The sequence below is a fragment of the Bradyrhizobium sp. HKCCYLRH2047 genome, assembly GCF_051168175.1.
In the GTDB taxonomy this organism is placed as follows: Bacteria; Pseudomonadota; Alphaproteobacteria; order Rhizobiales; family Xanthobacteraceae; genus Bradyrhizobium.
Genome location: NZ_JBNPUM010000004.1, coordinates 602,519 through 623,141 on the forward strand (window position 1 = coordinate 602,519; position 20,623 = coordinate 623,141).

At 64.7% G+C, this 20,623-nt stretch carries 18 protein-coding genes and 1 tRNA gene; 14 read left to right on the top strand and 5 right to left on the bottom strand.

The features are described from left to right. The first annotated feature begins 165 nt into the window (after nucleotides 1-165). From ribH to ACQR1D_RS13135, 4 genes are all read left to right on the top strand, one after another. Entirely contained in the window at nucleotides 166-657 is a 492-nt protein-coding gene (gene ribH / locus ACQR1D_RS13120; RefSeq protein WP_316181537.1) for a 6,7-dimethyl-8-ribityllumazine synthase, read from the top strand. Between the two features lies 1 nt (nucleotide 658). Then, nucleotides 659-1,171 (top strand): transcription antitermination factor NusB, encoded by a 513-nt coding sequence (nusB, locus tag ACQR1D_RS13125; protein WP_316181535.1) that lies wholly within the window; start codon nucleotides 659-661, stop codon nucleotides 1,169-1,171. A 238-nt stretch (nucleotides 1,172-1,409) separates the two neighbouring features. Further along, nucleotides 1,410-2,402, top strand: coding sequence for a thiamine-phosphate kinase (gene thiL / locus ACQR1D_RS13130; protein ID WP_316181533.1), 993 nt, complete (start codon nucleotides 1,410-1,412; stop codon nucleotides 2,400-2,402). Between the two features lie 202 nt (nucleotides 2,403-2,604). Next, nucleotides 2,605-4,725 (top strand): sodium-translocating pyrophosphatase, encoded by a 2,121-nt coding sequence (locus ACQR1D_RS13135; protein ID WP_316181531.1) that lies wholly within the window; start codon nucleotides 2,605-2,607, stop codon nucleotides 4,723-4,725. Nucleotides 4,726-4,799: 74 nt separating this feature from the next. Here the strand turns inward: ACQR1D_RS13135 and ACQR1D_RS13140 are convergent, their stop codons facing one another. The 3 genes from ACQR1D_RS13140 to ACQR1D_RS13150 all read right to left on the bottom strand — a co-directional run bounded on the left by ACQR1D_RS13140 (nucleotide 4,800) and on the right by ACQR1D_RS13150 (nucleotide 7,729). Continuing rightward, nucleotides 4,800-5,882, bottom strand: coding sequence for a DUF2336 domain-containing protein (locus ACQR1D_RS13140; RefSeq protein WP_434838448.1), 1,083 nt, complete (start codon nucleotides 5,880-5,882; stop codon nucleotides 4,800-4,802). A 221-nt stretch (nucleotides 5,883-6,103) separates the two neighbouring features. Further along, a complete protein-coding gene (locus tag ACQR1D_RS13145) occupies nucleotides 6,104-7,111 on the bottom strand; it encodes a Bug family tripartite tricarboxylate transporter substrate binding protein (protein WP_316217822.1) in 1,008 nt (335 codons plus the stop codon). Between the two features lie 156 nt (nucleotides 7,112-7,267). Further along, complete coding sequence (locus ACQR1D_RS13150; protein ID WP_315805821.1) at nucleotides 7,268-7,729, bottom strand: outer membrane protein assembly factor BamE; 462 nt, start codon at nucleotides 7,727-7,729, stop codon at nucleotides 7,268-7,270. A 129-nt stretch (nucleotides 7,730-7,858) separates the two neighbouring features. Between ACQR1D_RS13150 and ACQR1D_RS13155 the strand changes: the two genes are divergently transcribed. The 10 genes from ACQR1D_RS13155 to ACQR1D_RS13200 all read left to right on the top strand — a co-directional run bounded on the left by ACQR1D_RS13155 (nucleotide 7,859) and on the right by ACQR1D_RS13200 (nucleotide 16,551). Then, nucleotides 7,859-8,395, top strand: coding sequence for a ubiquinol-cytochrome C chaperone family protein (locus ACQR1D_RS13155; RefSeq protein ID WP_315805820.1), 537 nt, complete (start codon nucleotides 7,859-7,861; stop codon nucleotides 8,393-8,395). A gap of 4 nt (nucleotides 8,396-8,399) precedes the next feature. Then, nucleotides 8,400-9,023, top strand: a complete 624-nt coding sequence (locus ACQR1D_RS13160; protein WP_316237433.1) for a YceD family protein — start codon at nucleotides 8,400-8,402, stop codon at nucleotides 9,021-9,023. 319 nt (nucleotides 9,024-9,342) lie between these two features. After that, nucleotides 9,343-10,404, top strand: coding sequence for a phosphate acyltransferase PlsX (gene plsX / locus ACQR1D_RS13165; RefSeq protein WP_316181524.1), 1,062 nt, complete (start codon nucleotides 9,343-9,345; stop codon nucleotides 10,402-10,404). Next, on the top strand, nucleotides 10,401-11,375 hold the full coding sequence (locus tag ACQR1D_RS13170; RefSeq protein WP_315805817.1) for a beta-ketoacyl-ACP synthase III: 975 nt from the start codon (nucleotides 10,401-10,403) through the stop codon (nucleotides 11,373-11,375). The genes plsX and ACQR1D_RS13170 overlap by 4 nt, the downstream gene beginning before the upstream one ends. A gap of 132 nt (nucleotides 11,376-11,507) precedes the next feature. Further along, entirely contained in the window at nucleotides 11,508-11,864 is a 357-nt protein-coding gene (locus tag ACQR1D_RS13175; protein ID WP_315740211.1) for an integration host factor subunit alpha, read from the top strand. Nucleotides 11,865-11,996: 132 nt separating this feature from the next. Continuing rightward, on the top strand, nucleotides 11,997-12,560 hold the full coding sequence (locus ACQR1D_RS13180; RefSeq protein WP_315805816.1) for a MerR family transcriptional regulator: 564 nt from the start codon (nucleotides 11,997-11,999) through the stop codon (nucleotides 12,558-12,560). 106 nt (nucleotides 12,561-12,666) lie between these two features. After that, nucleotides 12,667-12,744: transfer RNA gene (locus ACQR1D_RS13185), tRNA-Pro, on the top strand. Between the two features lie 185 nt (nucleotides 12,745-12,929). Beyond that, nucleotides 12,930-14,207, top strand: a complete 1,278-nt coding sequence (locus ACQR1D_RS13190) for a hypothetical protein (protein ID WP_315805815.1) — start codon at nucleotides 12,930-12,932, stop codon at nucleotides 14,205-14,207. 488 nt (nucleotides 14,208-14,695) lie between these two features. After that, nucleotides 14,696-15,568: a class I SAM-dependent methyltransferase gene (locus ACQR1D_RS13195; RefSeq protein ID WP_434838221.1), complete on the top strand. Its 873-nt coding sequence runs from the start codon at nucleotides 14,696-14,698 to the stop codon at nucleotides 15,566-15,568. 101 nt (nucleotides 15,569-15,669) lie between these two features. Next, entirely contained in the window at nucleotides 15,670-16,551 is an 882-nt protein-coding gene (locus tag ACQR1D_RS13200) for an AraC family transcriptional regulator (protein WP_434838220.1), read from the top strand. A 530-nt stretch (nucleotides 16,552-17,081) separates the two neighbouring features. Here ACQR1D_RS13200 and ACQR1D_RS13205 read toward each other — a convergent pair. Beyond that, nucleotides 17,082-18,641, bottom strand: coding sequence for an oleate hydratase (locus ACQR1D_RS13205; RefSeq protein ID WP_434838219.1), 1,560 nt, complete (start codon nucleotides 18,639-18,641; stop codon nucleotides 17,082-17,084). Nucleotides 18,642-18,755: 114 nt separating this feature from the next. Beyond that, entirely contained in the window at nucleotides 18,756-20,351 is a 1,596-nt protein-coding gene (locus ACQR1D_RS13210; RefSeq protein WP_434838447.1) for an oleate hydratase, read from the bottom strand. Nucleotides 20,352-20,623 lie beyond the last annotated feature (272 nt).

A 20,623-nucleotide genomic window follows, 5' to 3' on the forward strand; every position in this document is an offset into this window, starting at 1 on the left:
CGTCTTGGCTTTGCGGGCGCCCGCGCCTACAAGGCCAGCCCTCGTGGCGAGGAGGCGCCGATGTGTCGTCTCGCGGCATGAGGCCGATTTCATCTCGCCCTTCGCGACGCGGCCGGATCGCCGCTCCCTTGGGGCGAGGCACCTGGAGACAATGGAAACAGAACCATGGCAGACGCACGGCGCGCGCCGCTCAAAGACCAGACCGACATCTCCGGCGCCCGGGCGCTGATCGTCGAGGCCCGCTTCTACGACGACCTTCAGGACGCCCTGCTGGAGGGCGCCACCGCCGAGCTGAAGGCGGCGGGCGTGGGCTATGATGTTCTCACCGTCACCGGCTCGTTGGAGATTCCGGCGACTATTGCCATTGCGCTCGATGCTGCCGCCAAGAACGGCAAGCCTTATGATGCGGCGATCGCGCTCGGCTGCGTCATCCGCGGCGACACCATCCATTTCGAGATCGTGTCGCAGGAGTCCTCGCGAGCCCTGATGGATCTGTCGGTGGCGCGCGGCCTGCCGCTCGGCAACGGCATCCTCACCGTCAACAACGAGGACCAGGCGTGGGCGCGCGCCCGCCTCTCCGAGATGAACAAGGGCGGTGATGCCGCCCGCGCCGCGCTTGCCGTGCTGCGCATCAAACGCCGTCTGGCGCGAGGCTGACATGGCCGAGAGCAGCAACAGACCGTTCAAGGGCCCGGTCCGCGCCAACAACGACCGCAAGGCCAACCGCCGTGGCGCGGCGCGGCTCGCCGCCGTCCAGGCGCTCTACCAGATGGACATTGCTGGCGCCGGCATCAACGACGTGCTGGCCGAGTTCGAGAGCCATTGGCTCGGCAACGAGGTCGAGGGCGAGCAGTATCTGCCGGCGGAGGCTGCCTTCTTCCGTGACATCGTCTCCGGCGTGGTGCGCGACCAGACCAAGATCGATCCGGTGCTCGACGCGGCGCTGGAGCGCGGCTGGCCGCTGCAGCGGATCGAGGCGATCCTGCGCGCCGTGCTGCGCGCCGGCGCCTATGAGCTGGAGCGGCGCAAGGACGTGCCGGCCAAGGTCGTCGTGTCCGAATATGTCGACATCGCCCATGCCTTCGTCGAGCGCGACGAGACCGGCATGGTCAACGCCGTGCTGGAGCAACTCGCCCGGCAATACCGCGGCGACGAGATGGGGCCGAAGTAGCGATGGGGGGCGCCGGAGCACGATCGCTGCGAACCGGTGCGATGCCAGTGTCTTTCCTCGACTGTCATCACCCGCGAAAGCGGGTGATCCAGCATTCCAGAGACGAGCGCGGCGTACTGGATCGCCCGGTCCCGCCTTCGTCTATCGGCTCCGGCGCGGCGACGAATGCAAGGGCGCGCCGAAGCTTTAGCGAAGGCGGCAAGCCGGGCGATGACAGCGGAGAGCGGGGAGGGGGGCTGTGACCCAAAACCCCTCCGGCGAAGACTCCCTCATTGCCCGCTATTTCAAGCCGCTGGCGACCGACCCCGGCGCGTTCGGTCTCGTCGACGACGCTGCGATCATTCCCGCCGATGGGGACGACATCGTCGTCAAGACCGACGCCATCGTCGAAGGCGTCCATTATCTCGCCGACGATCCCCCCGACACCATCGCGCGCAAGGCGCTGCGGGTGAACCTGTCCGATCTCGCCGCCAAGGGCGCCGTGCCCGCTGGCTTCGTCCTGACGCTCGCGCTGCGCGAGAAGGACGACGCCTGGCTGACGCAGTTCGCGCGTGGCCTCGGCGAGGACGCCGCCGCGTTCGGCTGTCCGCTGCTCGGCGGCGACACCGTGTCGACGCCCGGTCCCGTGATGATCTCGATTGCGGCCTGGGGGCGGGTGCCCAGGGGCCGGATGGTGCATCGCTTCGGCGCGCGTCCCGGCGACCGGGTCATGGTCACCGGGACGATCGGTGATGCCGCGCTCGGTCTGCGCATGCTGACGGGCACAGCCGAGGCTACGGCGCTGGCCGACGATCCCGCCGCGCGGGATATGCTGATCGGTCGTTATCGCACGCCGCAGCCGCGCAATGCACTGGCGGCGGCCGTGAGAGACTGTGCGACCGCCTCGATGGACGTCTCTGATGGCCTCGCAGGCGACCTGACCAAGCTCTGCGCCGCCTCTTCCGTGAGCGCCGACATCGCGCTGTCCCACATTCCACGATCGCCGGCAGCGGCGAAGCTGCTTGCTGTCGGGGCCGCGCAGCTTGAAAGCATGATCTCGGGCGGCGACGATTACGAGATCCTCTGCACTGTTCCCGCAGCGCGATGCGCAGCGTTCCGTGCTGCAGCCGAGACGGCGGGCGTTGCCGTCACGGACATCGGCGCCATCGTCGAAGGGGCGCGAGCCCCGCGCTTCCTGGACGGGCAGGGCCGTCCCGTCACACTGACGCGTTTGTCCTTCAGCCACTTCTGACACCTATTTGCACCGCACAATGCGACCAAAGAAGCGTCTGAATTTGGAGCGGTTCAGGCGTCGCGGCGTTGCGTCATCATGGCGATTTTGGCAAGCTTCATGATGTTCGAGGCGGCTCCGCCCGGAGCGGCCTGATAGGGGGCGTGCGTCGCACCATCGCGGCGTGACGTAGTTCAAAAAAGCAAAGAGCCGAGGAAACTAAATGTCAGCTTTATGGGTGATCGTGCTCTGCGGAGCGCTGTCGATCGTCTATGCGATCTGGGCCACTTCATCGGTCCTGGGTGCGGACGCCGGCAATGCGCGCATGCAGGAAATTGCGGCGGCCGTGCGTGAGGGCGCGCAGGCCTATCTCCGCCGCCAATATACGACGATCGGAATCGTCGGCGTCGTGATCTTCGTGCTCCTTGCGTATTTCCTCGGCATGCTCGTGGCGGTCGGCTTTGCGATCGGCGCGATCCTCTCCGGCGCCGCCGGCTTCATCGGCATGAACGTGTCGGTGCGCGCCAACGTCCGCACCGCGCAGGCTGCGACCACCTCGCTCGCAGGCGGCCTCGAGCTCGCCTTCAAGGCCGGCGCCATCACCGGTCTGCTCGTCGCGGGTCTGGCGCTGCTCGGCGTCACGATCTACTTCGGCGTTCTCACCGGCTTCATGAAGCTCGCGCCCGACAGCCGCACCGTGATCGACGCGCTGGTCGCGCTCGGCTTCGGCGCATCGCTGATCTCGATCTTCGCCCGTCTCGGCGGCGGCATCTTCACCAAGGGCGCCGACGTCGGCGGTGACCTCGTCGGCAAGGTCGAAGCCGGCATTCCTGAGGACGATCCGCGCAACCCCGCGACCATCGCCGACAACGTCGGCGACAACGTCGGTGACTGCGCCGGCATGGCCGCCGACCTGTTCGAGACCTACGCGGTGACCGCGGTCGCCACCATGGTGCTGGCTGCGATCTTCTTCGCCAAGTCATCGCTGCTCGCCAACATGATGACCCTGCCGCTCGCCATCGGCGGCATCTGCATCATCACCTCGATCGCCGGCACCTTCTTCGTCAAGCTCGGCGCCAGCCAGTCGATCATGGGCGCGCTGTACAAGGGCCTGATCGCGACCGGCGTGCTCTCGCTCGCCGGCGTCGCGATTGCCATTGCGTGGCTGATCGGCTTCGGCAAGCTCGATGGCGTCGACTACACCGGCACCGCGCTGTTCGTCTGTGGTGTCGTCGGCCTCGTCGTGACCGGCCTGATCATCTGGATCACCGAATACTACACCGGCACCGACTTCCGCCCGGTGAAGTCGATCGCTTCGGCCTCGGTCACGGGTCACGGCACCAACGTGATCCAGGGCCTCGCGATCTCGATGGAATCGACCGCGCTGCCCGCGATCGTGATCATCGCCGGCATCCTGGTCACCTACAGCCTCGCCGGCCTGTTCGGCATCGCGATCGCGACCACGACGATGCTGGCGCTGGCCGGCATGATCGTCGCGCTCGACGCCTTCGGTCCAGTCACGGACAATGCCGGCGGCATTGCCGAAATGGCCGGCCTGCCGAAGGAGGTCCGCAAGTCGACCGACGCGCTCGACGCGGTCGGCAACACCACCAAGGCGGTCACCAAGGGCTACGCGATCGGCTCCGCCGGTCTCGGCGCGCTGGTGCTGTTTGCGGCCTATAACCAAGACCTGCAGTTCTTCATCGCCGACTCCGCGAAGCATCCTTACTTCGCCGGCATCAAGCCGGACTTCTCGCTGAACAACCCCTACGTCGTGGTTGGCCTGCTGTTCGGCGGCCTGCTGCCATATCTGTTCGGCGCGATGGGCATGACCGCGGTCGGCCGTGCCGCCGGCGCGATCGTCGAGGAGGTGCGCCGGCAGTTCCGCGAGAAGCCGGGCATCATGCAGGGCACCGACAAGCCGGACTACGGCAAGGCTGTCGACCTGCTGACCAAGGCGGCGATCAAGGAGATGATCATCCCCTCGCTGCTGCCGGTGCTGTCGCCGATCGTCGTCTACTTCCTGATCTACGCGATCGCGGGCGGCGGCGCGGCCGGTAAGTCGGCGGCGTTCTCCGCCGTCGGCGCCATGCTGCTCGGCGTCATCGTCACCGGCCTGTTCGTGGCGATCTCGATGACCTCGGGCGGCGGCGCCTGGGACAACGCCAAGAAGTACATCGAGGACGGCCACTTCGGCGGCAAGGGCTCGGATGCCCACAAGGCGGCGGTGACGGGTGACACCGTCGGCGACCCCTACAAGGACACGGCCGGCCCTGCCGTGAACCCGATGATCAAGATCACCAACATCGTGGCCCTGCTGCTGCTGGCGATCCTCGCGCACTGAGCGGAGCAATTGTCCTGACGAATAAAGACCCCGCGGCGTGAGCCGCGGGGTTTTTCATGAGACTGTGTTGTTTGCTACTCGGCTGCGCGCTGCCGCGTGCGATACGACTGCAACGTGCTCTGAGCGGTTCGCGGCTGCATCTGCGAGAAGCTCGCCAGATGCTGATCGAGCTGCGGGCGCGCGCTGCCGCTCGCGTTGGCCTGCATGAACAGTAGCGTCGTGGTCGTGACCCAGGACAGGTCCAGCGCCTTGGCGAGCACCAGGAGCTGGTCCGGCTGCTTGCGCACGAAGGCGCGCTCGACCACGTCGAGCGGCAGCTTGCACATCAGCGCCAGCGCCAGCGTGACCTTGTCGAAGCTGCCTTCCTTGGCGAAACCGTGCAGTTGCGCCTCGTGGAGCTGGCCGGTCGCGTGCAGCAGCTCGACATAGTCCTTGGCGGTGACGAAATCGGCCGAGCGCGTCCGCGCTGCCGCCTGCAGTTGGTCCGACGCCTGCGCAACGGCGCGTTCGACGATCTCGGCGCGCGCCGCGTCGGCGCTGGCGAGCTGGCTGCGCACCGCGTCGGAGGCTTCGACGAACAGCCGCACCAGCACCTCGCGCGGACTGTCGGGCCGGCTCCAGAGTTTCAAGGCGAGGTTGGGATCGTCGGACGCCTTCGTCACCAGGCCGGAGAAGCCGTGATCGGAGAAGCGCGCGCCGCCATTGTTGGCGGTGTTCGACACCACGGCCTGATTGCCGCGATCGACCAGAACATCGGTGACGGACTCGGTCAGGATCTTGCGGTCGGAGATCGCGAGCAGATGCTCCTGGCCCCGGGTCTGCGCGGTCGCGACCAGGGTCTCCTCGTCGAGCCGATCGCTCTGGCGCAGCACGGGACCTGCCACCGCGATCGTCTCGTCGCTCGCGAGCAGCCGGAGCAGGCGTAGCGGTGCGTCGGGCAGCCCCGCGAGCCGGCTGCCGAGCTGCGCCCGCGCCGCAATGGCGACGTTGTCGAGCAGCTTGAACAGCACGTGGTCGAACAGATCGACATGCTCTTCGTTGAACTTGCCCGAACCGAAGACGAACAGGTCGGTGACGCGCTCCAGAATCTCCGCGCGCCGCGAGACGTAGCGGCTGGCGAGAATGTCTTCGAGTTGGTGGAGGACGTCGTTGGGCAAGGCACGGCTCATGCGATGGACATCGCCGGCGCCTGCCCCTCGGACGGTGCTCGGACCGCATCCACGCGAAGGTGGTCGGCCAGGCATCCGCTTGACGGTATCTCAGGACCAGATCAAAGGCGCGCGGCCACCATCTATCGCACCATCCCGCTTAAGGTGCCGTTACACCACGAGCCCTGTTGCAATACTCCGCTGCGACGTGGCCGGCCGGGCTCCGAGGGCTACTGCACATCCATCTGCAGGCCTTCCTTCTGGATGATCGAGGCGAATTTGGCTGTCTCGGCCTGGACGAAGTCGCCGAACTGCTGCGGCGTGCCGTAGTCCGCCCGCGCGCCCATGGCCGCGATGTTCTTGGCGATGTCCTCGCGCTCCAGCATCGCCTTGACCTGCAGGTTGAGCGCGCTGACGATCTCCGGCGGGCAGGCCTTGGGCAGGAATACGCCGAACCAGGACGACACGTCGAACTTGGCGAGCTCCGGCGCGCTCTCGCGCATCGTCGGCAGCTCCGGCGCATTGGCGCTGCGCTCCGGTGTGGTTACGCAAAGGCCGGTGAGCTTGCCCTCCTGGACCTGCGGCAGCGATGGAAACAGATTGTCGAACAGGATCTGGACGTCGCCCGCCAGGGCAGCCTGCAGCGCCGGGCCGGCGCCGCGGAACGGGATGTGCGTCATCTTCAGCCCGGTGAGCTGCAGGAACCAGGCGCCCGTCAGATGCGGGCTCTGGCCGACGCCGGACGAGGCGTAGTTGAGCTTATCGGGATTGGCCTTGAGATAGGCGATCAGCTCGGGAATCGACTTGATGCCGGTGGAGGGATGCGCCGAGACGATGTTCGGGATGCGGATCATGTTGGAGACCGCCTGCAACTGATCCGGCTTGTAGGCGAGGTTGCGGAAGATCGAATAGGCGATCGCGTTCGGACCGGGGTTGCCGATCAGGACCGTATGGCCGTCGCCCTTGGTGTTGCGCGCGACCTCGGCGGCGCCGATCGTGCCGCCACCGCCGGAGCGATTCTCGACCACGGCCGACTGTCCCCAGGCGGTCTGCAGATGCGCCGCGAGCAGCCGGCCCATGACGTCGGTGCTGCCGCCGGGCGCGGCCGGCACGATCAGCTTGATCGTCTCGGTCGGGCGCCAGTCGGCGAGACTCGCGCGCGGCAGGATGGCGGCGGTCGAGAGCGCCGCGGCGCCCGACAACAGCTTGCGGCGCGACAGCGCGATGCGATGAGCCAATGATTCCTCCCTGCTCTTGTTTTGCGGCAGGGTAGGGAAGATTGCAGCGCCAGAGCAAGCCGGCGAATTGCACGCGAGCTGCGCCAATCAGCGCAGTTCACGGGCTTTGTGCCGTCGCCCGGAATCATATTCCGGACTGCGGCGATCGGGTCGGGATCAGTTGAAGCTGAGCAGCTTGAACAGCGGCGTCAGGTAGCTGAGCTCCTGGCCGGAGGTCGGCGTGGTGCGGCTGACGAAGTCGAAGATCTTGCCGTCCTTCATGCCGTAATTGGCGAGGCGGCGGACCTGGCGGTTCTTGTCGAAATAGATCGCGATGACGCGCTGATCGACCACCTTCTGGTTCATGAAGGCGACCGGGCGCTCGGCGCGCTGCGAGATGTAGTAGAACACCTCGCCGTCGAGCGTCGCCACCGTCGATGGCGTGCCCATCACGATCAGCACCTGGTCCTGGCTGGCGCCGATCGGGATCTGCTCCAGCGCGCCCGGCGGCATGATGTAGCCCTTCTGGAACTGCTCGCCGGTGCAGGCGCCGAGCGCCAGACAGGTCAGCGCGATCGCACCAAGGGTGCGCAGACGGGGGCTCAGGCCACGGGTGAGCAGGCGGGCAGTCGTTCGCATTGTCTGGGTCATCTTCTTCAGATCGGATCCCGTCCCCTTGCGTCGGGCAGGGCGTTGACGTACCGGGCAAACTTGCGGATTGCAACATGCCCCTGAACAGGGTCAGGGAAACTCGACCGCGGAACCGTCATGCTCTGGCCATTCAACCATCTCAGGAAATCCCGACCGTCCCCGCGCGGGACCATCGAGCCGATCTATGGCGCGATCGTGGCACAAACCCGAGACCCGTTGTTTTATAGACACTTGAATGTCCCTGACACGGTGGAAGGACGGTTCGATCTGCTGATTCTGCACCTCTGGCTGGTGCTGCGGCGGCTGCGCGGGGTGGGGTCGGCGCTGTCGCAGGCCCTGTTCGACCGGTTCTGCGACGACATGGACGACAATCTCCGCGAGATGGGGGTGGGTGATCTGACCGTTCCGAAGCGCATGCAGAAGTTCGGCGAGGCGTTCTATGGCCGCACCGCCGCCTATGATCTGGCCTGGTCGGAGAGCGAGGCCCGGCTGGCGGAGGCGCTGCAGAAGAATATCTTGAACGGCGAGCATCCCGACAGCGCGGCCGGACTTGCCGCCTATGCGGCCCGGGTGGCGGCCGACCTCGCCGCCCTCGACGACAACAGGCTGCTCGGCGCCGGCTGGAGCTTCCCGCGGCCGGTTCAGCAGGACTAGCGACATGACCAGAGACAGAGACACGTCGCGCGAAACGGCGCGAGACCCTTCCAAGGACCCCTGGCGCGCGCCGCCGGTGATCGTGGCGCAAATCCCGGACGCCGGCCTGCATCGCGAGATCGAGGCCGATCCGGCCACGCGCCGGGCGTTGGCAGAGATCGCCGATCTGCGCGAGGTGCTTTCGGCCAAAGCCTCGTTCGACGTGGCCCTGAAGCGTGACGGCAAGGTGCATGTCGAGGGCCGGGTGCGCGCCCGGATCGGCCAGACCTGCGTCGTCACGCTCGATCCGATCGAGACCGAGATCGACGAGCCGATCGACCAGATGTTTGCCCCGCCGGAGCAGATTCCGGAGCTTGCCGACCTGGTCGAGGACGACCCGAACAGCGAGGTCGAGACGGCCGATCCGCCCGAGCCGATCGTCGGTGGGCAGATCGACCTCGGCCGCCTCGCCGCCGACGCGCTGTTCCTGGGGATCGATCCGTATCCGCGCAAACCGGGCGCGGTGTTCGAGCAGCCCGCCGAGGCCTCCGATCCGGCGGACCATCCCTTCGCCGCGCTGAAGGCGCTGAAGCCGGCAGATGCCGTCGGGCCGGGCGCGGTCAAAGCGAAGAAAACGGGTGAGGATTGACGCGCAATTGTGCAGGCCGCTGCCGCGCGATCCTGTCACAAAGCTTGTCAAAATTCTCTCAAGCCGCTGATTTCGAACGAAAAGACGGGGCGCTACCGGTCCCGGACCGGCGCGGCGGTTGCAAAATGCATCGCTCCCGGGAGGTTGTTTCGACACGGAGAGACGCTATTGTCGCGCCCGGGTCGGGGTGCGACGAAAAGGCCCGGACGGCCTCTGGCCTGTCCATCGGCCGCGCAATGCCTCTGAACGACCGCCAAACACGGCCAACCAAATCACGGCCAAGACGAGACAAAGCTCGAGATCAGGTTTCCGGGACGTCATGCCTCAAAAGGTTCGAATCGCGCTGGACGCCATGGGCGGGGATTTCGGCGCGGCCGTCGTCATCCCCGGTGCCGCGATCGCGCTGAGCCGCCATCCGGATGCGGAGTTTCTGCTGTTCGGCGACAGTGCCAAGATCGTTCCCGAACTCGACCGGCATCCGCGGCTGAAGGCAGTCTCGCGCGTCGTTCACACCGATGTCGCCGTCAGCATGGAGGACAAGCCGAGCCAGGCGCTCCGGCGCGGCCGCAAGACGTCGTCGATGTGGCTCGCGCTCGAGGCGGTGAAGAAGGGAGAGGCCGACGTCGCCGTGTCCGCAGGCAACACCGGCGCGCTGGTGGCGATGGCGCGCTTCTGCCTGCGCACGCTGGACGGGATCGACCGGCCGGCTCTGGCCGCGATCTGGCCGACTGCGCGCGGCGAATCGGTGGTGCTCGACCTCGGCGCGACGATCGGCGGCGACGCCCACCACCTCGTCGCGCTGGCAGTGATGGGCGGCGCGCTGGCGAGCGTGCTGTTCAACAAGCCCAGGCCGACCGTCGGCCTCCTCAACATCGGTGTCGAGGAGATCAAGGGCCATGAGGAGATCCGCGAGGCGGCCGAGCAGCTCCGTGCGATGAACCTGCCGCAGCTCGACTATATCGGCTTCGTCGAGGGCGACGGCATCGGCAAGGGCGCCGCCGACGTGGTCGTGACCGAGGGCTTCAGCGGCAACATCGCGCTGAAGACGGCCGAGGGCACGGTGCGCCAGGTCACGGATTTCCTGCGCGGCGCGATCCAGGCCAGTCTGCTGGCCCGGGTCGGCTACGTGTTGGCACGCGGCGCGTTCGCCGCCCTGCGGGCCCGGCTCGACCCGCGCAAATCCAACGGCAGCGTGGTGCTCGGGCTCAAGGGGATGGTGGTCAAGAGCCACGGCGGAACCGATGCCGAGGGCTTTGCCTCGGCGGTCAGGGTTGGCTATGAGATGGCCCGCTACGATCTCCTGACCAAGATCAATCAAACACTCAATCCCGACGGCGGCGCACCGGCGTCCGAACCCGTCGCCCAGGAGGCTGTCTCGTGACAATTCGTTCGGTCGTGCTCGGCTGTGGCTCCTACCTCCCGCAGCGGGTCGTGACCAATGCCGAGCTGGCAAGCCGCATCGAGACCTCGGATGAGTGGATCGTGCAGCGCACCGGCATTCGTGAGCGCCACGTCGCAGCCGACGGCGAATTCACCTCGCATCTCGCGATCAACGCGGCTCGTGCCGCGTTGGCCGCGGCCGATGTCGATCCGCAGTCGATCGATCTGATCGTGTTGGGCACCTCGACCCCGGACAACACCTTTCCGGCGACGGCCGTGGCGGTGCAGAACGGCCTCGGCATCCATCATGGCGCGGCGTTCGACCTGCAGGCGGTGTGCTCGGGCTTCGTCTATGCGCTCGCGACCGCGGATAATTTCCTGCGCAGCCGCCAGTTCAAGCGCGCGCTGGTGATCGGCGCCGAGACCTTCTCGCGCATCCTCGACTGGAACGACCGCACCACTTGCGTGCTGTTCGGCGACGGCGCCGGCGCGCTGGTCCTCGACGCTCAGGAGCAGGGGGGGACCTCGGCCGATCGCGGCGTGCTCACGACTCACCTGCGGTCCGATGGTCGCCACAAGGCCAAGCTCTATGTCGATGGCGGACCGTCCTCGACCCAGACCGTCGGGCATCTGCGGATGGAAGGCCGCGAGGTGTTCAAGCACGCGGTCGGCATGATCACCGACGTGATCGTCGACGCCTTCGATGCCACCGGCCTGTCGGCCGAGACCATCGACTGGTTCGTGCCGCACCAGGCCAACAAGCGAATCATCGATGCTTCGGCGCACAAGCTGCACATCGCGCCGGAGAAGGTGGTGTTGACGGTCGATCGGCATGGAAATACCTCCGCTGCCTCGATCCCTCTGGCGCTCGACGTGGCCGTCAAGGACGGTCGCATCAAGAAGGGCGACGTGGTTCTGCTGGAGGCGATGGGTGGCGGCTTCACCTGGGGCTCGGCTTTGGTGCGCTGGTGAGCCTGCCGCGCGGCGGGATTACGCCTTAGATCGGCATGAGGGCCCGTACTTCTATTCACGCTGCTGTTGACCACCGCCGCTTAACCTCTTAATTTCCGGAGCGAATTATTCGCCGAGAGTTTGGGGCAGGCGATGGCGGGAACCGGAAAAACAGTCACACGCGTCGATCTCTGCGAGGCAGTCTACCAGAAGGTGGGGCTGTCGCGGACGGAGTCGTCTGCGTTCGTCGAGCTGGTCTTGAAGGAGATCACCGACTGCCTCGAGCGCGGCGAGACGGTCAAGCTATCGTCGTTCGGGTCGTTCATGGTGCGCAAGAAGGGTCAGCGCATCGGACGTAACCCGAAGACGGGCACGGAAGTGCCGATCTCGCCGCGGCGGGTCATGGTGTTCAAGCCGTCCGCGATCCTCAAGCAGCGCATCAACGGCCAGCAGGGCAACGGCAAGATGAACGGCGAGGCCAGCGCCGAGTTCGGCGCCGAGCCGGAATAGGGCCGGGCTGGCCCGCCGCATCGTCCGGCGAGGCGGTATCGACGCGTTATCTTCGTCCCGCGTGCAGTTCGTCCAGTCGAATCAGCGTAGTCTCCCACTTTCTTGGCAGCACGGTCGAAGGGGAACGGGCATTTGGACAAGGCGCCGGATGCGTTTCGGACGATCAGCGAGGTCGCGCAGGAGCTCGACATCCCGCAGCACGTGCTGCGGTTTTGGGAGACGCGGTTCGCCCAGATCAAGCCGATGAAGCGGAGCGGCGGCCGGCGCTATTACCGGCCCGACGACGTCGATTTGCTCAAGGGCATCCGCCGCCTGCTGTACGGCGAAGGCTACACCATCAAGGGTGTGCAGCGGATCCTCAAGGAGCACGGCGTCAAGTCGGTCCAGGGACTGGCCGACAGCTCCGCCGCGGTCTCGTTCGGCGCGATGGAGGAGACCCTCGGCCAGGCGATGATGGAAGAGGAGCCGATCGGCGAGGCCGAGGTCGAATCGGAGGACGAGGAGGAGGAGGCGTCCGACGAGGAGGGCATCGACTTCCGCTTCGTCGACACCGAGGACGACATCCTCGACACCTTCCGCGTCGGCCCGCCCACCCGCGCCGGCATGAAGCCGGAGGAGCGCGACAAGCTCCAGGGCGTGCTCAAGGACCTGCTCGACTGCCGCGCGCTGCTCGACCGCGCGATGAAGGACGTCTGAGGCGGGACACCCCGGCGATCAGGGGCGGATTCGGGGCCATCGCCCCCATGAAACCCTCCCAGCGTGCCTTGCATCGCGCTCTGATCACGGCTACAGGAACGGCCATCGGAGCGTGGCGCAGCCCGGTTAGCGCACTAGTCTGGGGGACTAGGGGTCGTGGGTTCGAATCCCGCCGCTCCGACCATTTTTTTGACCGGGTGTTTGAGGGGCCCGGATTTGTTGTATGTTCTTTGAATCCGAGCGCTGATGCTGGCGCTTCAAGTGATTTTGGTGTTGCTATCAATCCATGATTGCCCAAATCTCCCTAGGATCGGGGAGAATCGTTGAAGATTCGGACTATAGCGCTGCACCGCTGCTGAAGGTCCTCCAATGACCACCGAGATAGCCATCATGAACAAGCAGGCGCTTGTTCTCGCGGCCGACAGCGCGGTTACGGTCGGTCGCCGCAAGGTTTGGAAAACCGCAAATAAGCTTTTTTCTCTATCCCCCTACAATGACATTGCAATCATGGCCTACGGCGCCGGTGATTTGATCGGCTACCCTTGGGAAACAATCGTAAAAACGTATCGTCTCGCGGTGGGACAAAAAACGTTCAATACTGTTCAGGAATGTGCGGACGACTTCATCGGCTACTTGAGGGATCCAAGATTCTCCGCGAGTGCCGAAGAAGAGATCAGCATTGTAATCGGGTTCGTGAAGCATCTTGAACTCATCAAGAAACAGATGCCGGAATGCAAAACCAGAAAGGAATTTCGAGAGGCGCTTTCGGCCAGAATAGCGAGAGGCAAGGAGCAGATGCAAAGCCTTCCGGAGATCGCTGTTGATCTAAGTTTGAAGGACTTTCGCGCTCAATATCAGGCGACGATAGCGGGCTTGGTGAAACAGGAAATCCACGAACATGTACCGAAGAAGATAATAAACAATCTAGTTGAACTCTTCTACGCGGGGTTTCGACGGAGGTTTAGCTCTGACTTCTATACAGGCGTGGTCGTTGCTGGTTTCGGCTCAAGCGAATTCTTTCCATCACTCGTGTCTTACGTTGTCGATGGCAAACACAAAGGGCAACTCAGGGCTTGGCAAGATGAAACCAATAGCCACAACTGTAACGGTGAAGATGAGTCTAACGGGGTAATCATTCCCTTCGGGCAAGATGACATAGCCATCCTTTTTCTCGAAGGCGTATTGTCGCAACACACGCGCTGGTTGCGTCGAGCCCTGAAGCGTCTCCTGGACGACAAATCCGACACTCTGATCGGGACATACGTATCGGATCAGGATGAAAAAACCGTGGAGCGCGGCTTGCAAAGAAGAGAAAATTCTAAAATCGTACGGGATCTCGATAAAGAGTTTGAAGAGTATCGCGACAAGAGCTTGGTTCAGCCGGTTATGAAAGTGGTTGCGACTCTTCCAAAAGAAGAGATGGCTGATATGGCCGAGGCTCTCGTGGAACTAACGTCCCTTCGACGACGCGTTGATTCACCGTTGGAATCAGTCGGAGGGCCAACCGATGTTGCGGTGATCTCGAAAGGTGATGGTCTCGTCTGGGCAAAGCGGAAACATTATTTCGACTCGTCGTTGAATCCCGACTTTGGTATCCGTAAGGCACTCCAGCTTCAGAAGGTGAATTCTGATGGAACATCGGTCTGAGCACAGAGCCATTCGCATCCGCCGCACCGTGCTTGACTATTTGCGTGGCACACGGGCCGTGGGCAGCCCCGAGGAAGAAGCTGACAAGGCGTCGGGGCGGATCATTGGCAAGCTGCAAAAGGAGCGCGAGAGCGCTCGGGAAGAGATTCGGCGCAAACGGCGTTCTGCTGGCTGAGCAGGTATGGTATTATTGATGCCCGGCGCAAGAAGGCCTCCGCAACGAGCGGAGGCTTTTGCATGTTGAGATCCGAGTATCGGTGAAATCCTAGTCCTGCTCTATACTTCGCGATGCAGCGAACGCGTGGCGAGCAACCTGGTCGTGCGGCTGGCGCCCAGTCTCATAGAGTTCGTGTTTCGGCACAGGGCGAACTCGTCCCTGCCTATGACTTCCAAATCCGACGACCGCTTTCTACTATCATGCAGCGCAGTGTGGTGCCTGGGCGCATCTGCGTCATCAATTCGAGATCGGGGCGAGTCGGCTGACCGAGATGACGGATACTTTTGACGCCTCCTTTGGGCATTTCGAGAATGCCGAGCAGATCGCCTTCTGGAATGGCGCCGGCGGCGGGCGCTGGGTCGCACGCCGCGCCGAGATCGATGCGATGCTGGTGCCGGTGCAGGAGGCGTTGCTGGAGCGCGCGGCGATCCAGGCGGGCGAGCGGGTGCTGGACATCGGCTGCGGCTGCGGCGCGACCTTGATCGCGGCGGCCGAGAAGGTCGGCCCAGGCGGCAGCGTGCTCGGCCTCGACGTCTCCGCGGCCATGCTGACCGCGGCCCACGAACTCGCCCCGGCCGAGGCGCCGGTGAGCTTCGTGCAGGGCGACGCCATGGTGCACCACTTCAAGGCCGCCAGCGCCGATCTCGTGATCTCGCGGCTCGGCGTCATGTACTTCGCCAATCCGGTGCGCGCCGTGCTCAACATCCGCAATGCGCTGCATTCGGAAGGGCGCGTCGCGTTCGCCTGCTGGGGCGAGCTGCGCGACAACCCGTGGGCGCTGGAGCCGCTGCAGGCGGCCTATGATCACGTGCCGAAGCTACCGGGATTGCCGCCGCACGCGCCGGACGATTTCGCATTCGGCGCTCCCGAGTGGATGGAGAAGGTGACGACCGATGCCGGGCTGCGCCGCATCCGGCTGGAGCGCCACGACATCGCGCTCGACGTCGGCGCGGGCGCCGGCCTCGACAGCGCGGTGCAGACGGCGCTCGCGATCGGGCCTGCCGGCCGTGCGGTGGTCGGGCAGCCGCCCGAGGCCATGGAGGCCGCGACGGCCGCGGTGAGGAAGGCGCTGGCGCGCTACGCCAGAGGCGCGGGCGTCATGGTGCCCGCCTCGTTCTGGACCGTGACGGCCGTCGATCCGTGAAAGGCGGTCTTGATCGCTGAACCCCGTGACAAAGCCGCAAGATCGGTCGAGCGCGTCATGTCCGCCTGCGCTTAGCTGATGCCGCCACGGAGCAAGGAACGATGAAGGCGGCGCTGCGAAACTACCATGCGCGGATGCAGCGGGTGCTGGATCATATCGACCGGCATCTGGAGGATGATCTCGATCTGGACGCGCTGAGCAGCATCGCAGCCTACTCGAAATATCATTTCCACCGGCAGTTCACGGCGACCTTCGGTCTATCAGTGCATCGCTACATCCAGCTCGCCCGCATGAAGCGGGCGTCCTATCAGCTGGCCTACAGCGATGCCCAAAGCGTCACCGAGGTCGCGATGGACGCCGGCTACGATGCGCCCGACGCCTTCGCCCGCGCCTTTCGGCAACGGTTCGGGCAATCGCCGTCTTCGTTCCGGAAATCTCCCGACTGGGAGCCGTGGCTTGCGGCCTTCGGGCCTCTCGACGATGCGAGGAGCAAGCTGATGCGGACGACCTATAGCCCTGACGACGTGACGATTCGCGAGGTGCCGGCCACGCCGGTGGCGATCATGGAGCATCGCGGCGACCCGGCGACGCTCGGCGCGACCATCCAGCGCTTCATCGCCTGGCGCAAGGCGGCCGGCCTGCACCCCAGGACCCATCCGACCTTCACGGTCTGGCGCTCCGAGCGGCGCCCCGCTTCGCCTGCCGACTACAGCGTGGATCTCTGTGTCGGGACCGATCAGCCGGTCGAGACGGACGACGCGACGATCAGAGCCGGCGTGATCCCCGGAGGACGCTGCGCCGTGCTGCGCGTCGTCGGCAACACCCACAATCTGGAGCCCGCCGCGCTGCTCCTCTATCGCGACTGGCTTCCAGCCAGCGGCGAGGAGGTGCGTGACTTCCCGATCTATTGCCAGCGGCTGAATTTCTTCCCGGAGGTTCCCGAGCACGAGACGGCTGCGGACCTGTTCCTGCCGCTGAAATAGCGCCCGGCGGTCGGATCCATCCTAAAACCTGCAGCCAGGAGCCTTCTCAACCTTGAGTTCCGCCAGGAAGGGGGCTCTGAGGGGGAGAGCGGCCTCCTTTGGAGCGGTTCCAGTTCCCATCCGGGAACCACGAGCGGCCGTGTCCGTTAACAATGAAGCAGCTCAATCAGGGCCCCACACCCTGACATTGAACCTTTGCGCGCACGCGCGCACCAAACCTGTGTTCGGCTCGTTGTGGAGCCGGTTCCAGGAAATTTCAGACTGACATCGGGGTTCACCTCGATGTGCTGTTCATTGTCGTTGAAGGAGGCGCGTATGGTCCTCAGGACTTTGAAAGTTTCGCTGTCCGTTTTTGCCGCTGCAACCTCGGTCGTATCGCTGTTTGCCGTCAGCTGGGTTGGTCTCGCGCTGCTCGGCTACTGACAACTCACGCAAGACGCATGGAGGCGCCATCTGTGCCTCGCGAGACGGAAAGCGCGCCCGGATCGAGCCTGATCCGGGCGTGTTCGTTTTTGCGGATGCGAGAGGCGTCAGGCGAAGGCCTTCTCCATCGTCTCGATCAGCACGCGGAACGACTTGTCGTGCCGCGTGATCGGTGGAATCGCCCTGGTGATACCGAGCAACTGATAGACCGCCATCTGCGCGGCACGCACTGAATATTCCACCGTGAACACGACGTCGTCGGGGATCTCGACGAACTGGCTGACGAAGGCGAGGTTCTTCGAATTCGCCGGCACCGGCAGCGGCCGGTCGGCCTTGTTGCGCGGCATGAACATGCTGGTGATGTAGGGCAGGCGGCATGGCACGCAGGTCGCCTGGTCGAACACCGCAAGGTCGAAGTTGAGGTGGCCGCACAATTCTTTGAGGATGTCGGCGCCGCCGCAATCGGCCATCGCCTTGCCGACGAAATTGCCGATGCGGTCGGGATGCAGTGCATAGCCCCAGAACACCTGTACGTCGGCGGGCTGGCCGGCGAAATGCGGCTGGTGATACAGCACGACCGACATCAGCCAGTTCGACTCGGTGAAGGTGACGAGCCCGCCGGTGCCCGCGGCGTTGCCGCTGAACGCTTCCATCGCGTCGAAGAACCGCGGATTGCGGCAGGTGACGGTGAACGACTCCCAGCAGGATTCCGGGATCGATGAGTTGAACGCGGCGGGATTGCCGAATTCGGGGCGGCCCTTCGCGATTGTCTCCCATAGCGTCCAGCCCTGGCTGTCCTGCTTGGTGAGCCGCGGCGGCGGCGCATCCTGCGTGCCCAGGCTGGTCGCGTCCGTCATCGAGCCGTTCTGCAGGAAGACGAGATCGTCGCTCGACAGCGCGACCGTCTCCGGCTTTCCGCTGCGATCCAGCGTGAGGCGCTTGACCACATGCTTGCCGGCTTCCGTCGCGATCTCCATGTCGGTGACATCGACGCCGCCGGCGAAATTCACGCCGTGGCCTTCCAGCCATTTGACGAGCGGCACCACGATCGCATCATACTGGTTGAACACGGTGCGCTTGACGCCGGCCAGCGTCTCGATGCGAGGAAACTCGTTCATGAAGCGATGCAGATAGCGCTTGAACTCGACCGCGCTGTGCCAGGGCTGGAACGCGAACGTCGTCTGCCACATGAACCAGAAATTCGTGGTGAAGAACGGCGGCGACAGCCAGTCGGTGATGCGGGAGTTGCCGAGCTTCTCCTCGGAGGCCTCGGTCAGCCGCACCAGTTCGAGCCGGTCCTGCATGGTGAAGCCCATGGTGGAGACGTCGATCTTGTGCCGGTTGCGATCGACGAGGCGCGCCTGCGAATGCGCGACATGGGCCTTGTTGAAGGCAATCGTCTCGTCGCGCACGGTGCGGCGGGGATCGCTGGCATCGGGGATGGTGGAGAGCAGGTCCCACGTGCACTCGTAGTGATCGGTCGTCAGCATGCGGCCGCCGCGCAGCGAATAGGAGCCGTCGGGCAGCCGCGCGCCATCGAGACTGCCGCCATAGGGCAGGTGCTTCTCGTAGATCGTGATGTCGCGGCCCGCGACGCCGCCGTCGCGGATCAGGAACGCCGCGCCGGCCAATGCGCCGATGCCGCTGCCGATGAAATACGCCTTCATGATGGTTCACCCGGATCGTGTGTTACGATCCGGGGCTTAGCTGCTGTGTTCCCTCGCGGAACTGATCCAGGTCAAGCGCTGCGGCGCGCGGTGATCACGATCTCGCGTGGTCCGTCAAGCGAATGATTTCACCACCGACTGCAGCAGCATTTTCAGCGATTTGTCATACGGCGTGACCGGCGGAATGGCGCGGTCGATCTTCAAGAGCTGATAGACCGCATGCATGGCCGCGCGCACCGAATATTCGATCGTGAACACGGCATCCTCGGGCAGCTCGACATATTGGCCGATGAAGGCGAGATTCTGCGAGGTGAGCGGCACCGGCAGCGGCCGGTCGCCATAGCTGCGCGGCATGAACATGCTCATGATGTAGGGCATCCAGCACGGCACGCAGGTCGCCTCGTCGAACACGTTGAGCGGAAAGCGCAGATGCCCGCACAGCTCCTTCAGGATTTCGGCGCCGCTGCACTCGGACATCGGCTTCCCCACGAAATTGCCGACGCGATCGGGATGGAGCCCATAGCCCCAGAAGATCTTGATGGTGCCGGGCTGGTCCGGAAAGTATGGCTGGCTGTAGAGCACGATCGACATCCGCCAGTTCGAATCCTTGAACGTGACGAGCCCGCCGGTGCCGGCGACGTTGCCGGTGAAAGTCTGCATCGCGTCGAAGAAGCGCGCATTGCGGCAGGTGACCGTGAAAGATTCGAAGCTCGACTCCGGAACCGATGAGTTGAACGCGGCCGGATTGCCGAATTCCGGGCGGCCCTGTGCGAGCTTCTCCCAGAGAGTCCAGCCTTGGCTGTCCTCCTTGGTGAGCTGCTTGGGCGGACTGTCGTGGCTGCCGAGGCTGGTCGCGTCCGTCATCGAGCCGGCGGTGTAGAACACGAGGTCATCCGCCGCGAGATCGATGCTGCGGCCGACGAAGTCATGTTCCAGATCGAGGCGCGTGGCGCGATGCTTGCCGTTCTCGGTGACGAGCGCGATGTCAGTGACGTCGGCGCCGCCGGCGAAGTTGACACCGTGGCCTTTCAGCCAGCGCATCAGCGGCTTGACGATCGAGTCATTCTGGTTGTGCACCGTCCGCTTGACGCCGCCGAGCGTATCCATCATTGGGAATTCGTTGATGAAGCGGCGCAGATAGCGCCTGAACTCGACCGCGCTGTGCCAGGGCTGGAAGGCGAAGGTCGTCTGCCACATGTACCAGAAGTTCGTCGTGAAGAACGGCGGCGACAGCCAGTCCGAGATCAAGGACTTGCCGAGCTTCTCCTCCGAGGCCTCGGTGAGCCTGGTCATCTCGATGCGGTCCTGCATCGAGAAGCCCATGGTGGAGACGTCGACCTTGTGCCGGTTGCCATCGACCAGCCGCGCCTGCGCGTGGGTGACGTGGAGCTTGTTGAACGCCACGGTCTCCTGGAGGATGGTCTGCTGAGCGTCGGTTTCGCAGGGAATGGTCGACAGCAGGTCCCAGGTGCATTCGTATTGCTCGGTCGTCAGCATGCGCCCGCCGCGCATCGAGTAGGAGCCGTCCGGAAGACGCGCGCCGTCGAGGCTGCCGCCATAGGGCAGGCGCTTTTCGAAAATGGTGATGTCCGATCCGGAGACGCCGCCGTCGCGGATCATGAATGCTGCGCCGGAGAGCGAACCGATGCCGCCACCGATGAAATAGGCCTTCATGAGATCGACCTGTCGAGCAAGGGATTGAAACGAGATAAGGAAAATGTCGCCAGGACGGCCAGGCGGCCGCAACCAGCACGCACTCGCCGCGATGTTACCTCAGCGGGATGAATTAGTCGTCAACAGCTTGAGGTCGTTTACCCCTGGTGTGGCGCAATGTCCCGCGGAGCGGGCCCAACTCCCTCCACCGTCATTACCCGCAGCGAAACAATCCAGGGCGTCGCGAGGACTCTGGATTGCTTCGCTGCTGTTTAGCCCGGAGACATAGCTTACACCTGTTCGGGGACATGGTTGACACTTTTGGGGTC

Excerpts from the sequence above, each read along its gene's own strand:
- ACQR1D_RS13135 (WP_316181531.1), top strand. The coding sequence starts at position 2,605 with ATGTCAGCTTTATGGGTGATCGTGCTCTGCGGAGCGCTGTCGATCGTC.
- ACQR1D_RS13205 (WP_434838219.1), bottom strand. The coding sequence starts at position 18,641 with ATGAAGGCGTATTTCATCGGCAGCGGCATCGGCGCATTGGCCGGCGCG.
- ACQR1D_RS13175 (WP_315740211.1), top strand. The coding sequence starts at position 11,508 with ATGGCGGGAACCGGAAAAACAGTCACACGCGTCGATCTCTGCGAGGCA.
- ACQR1D_RS13195 (WP_434838221.1), top strand. The coding sequence starts at position 14,696 with ATGACGGATACTTTTGACGCCTCCTTTGGGCATTTCGAGAATGCCGAG.
- ACQR1D_RS13160 (WP_316237433.1), top strand. The coding sequence starts at position 8,400 with ATGACCAGAGACAGAGACACGTCGCGCGAAACGGCGCGAGACCCTTCC.
- ACQR1D_RS13150 (WP_315805821.1), bottom strand. The coding sequence starts at position 7,729 with ATGCGAACGACTGCCCGCCTGCTCACCCGTGGCCTGAGCCCCCGTCTG.
- ribH (WP_316181537.1), top strand. The coding sequence starts at position 166 with ATGGCAGACGCACGGCGCGCGCCGCTCAAAGACCAGACCGACATCTCC.
- ACQR1D_RS13190 (WP_315805815.1), top strand. The coding sequence starts at position 12,930 with ATGACCACCGAGATAGCCATCATGAACAAGCAGGCGCTTGTTCTCGCG.
- ACQR1D_RS13155 (WP_315805820.1), top strand. The coding sequence starts at position 7,859 with ATGCTCTGGCCATTCAACCATCTCAGGAAATCCCGACCGTCCCCGCGC.
- nusB (WP_316181535.1), top strand. The coding sequence starts at position 659 with ATGGCCGAGAGCAGCAACAGACCGTTCAAGGGCCCGGTCCGCGCCAAC.
- ACQR1D_RS13200 (WP_434838220.1), top strand. The coding sequence starts at position 15,670 with ATGAAGGCGGCGCTGCGAAACTACCATGCGCGGATGCAGCGGGTGCTG.
- plsX (WP_316181524.1), top strand. The coding sequence starts at position 9,343 with ATGCCTCAAAAGGTTCGAATCGCGCTGGACGCCATGGGCGGGGATTTC.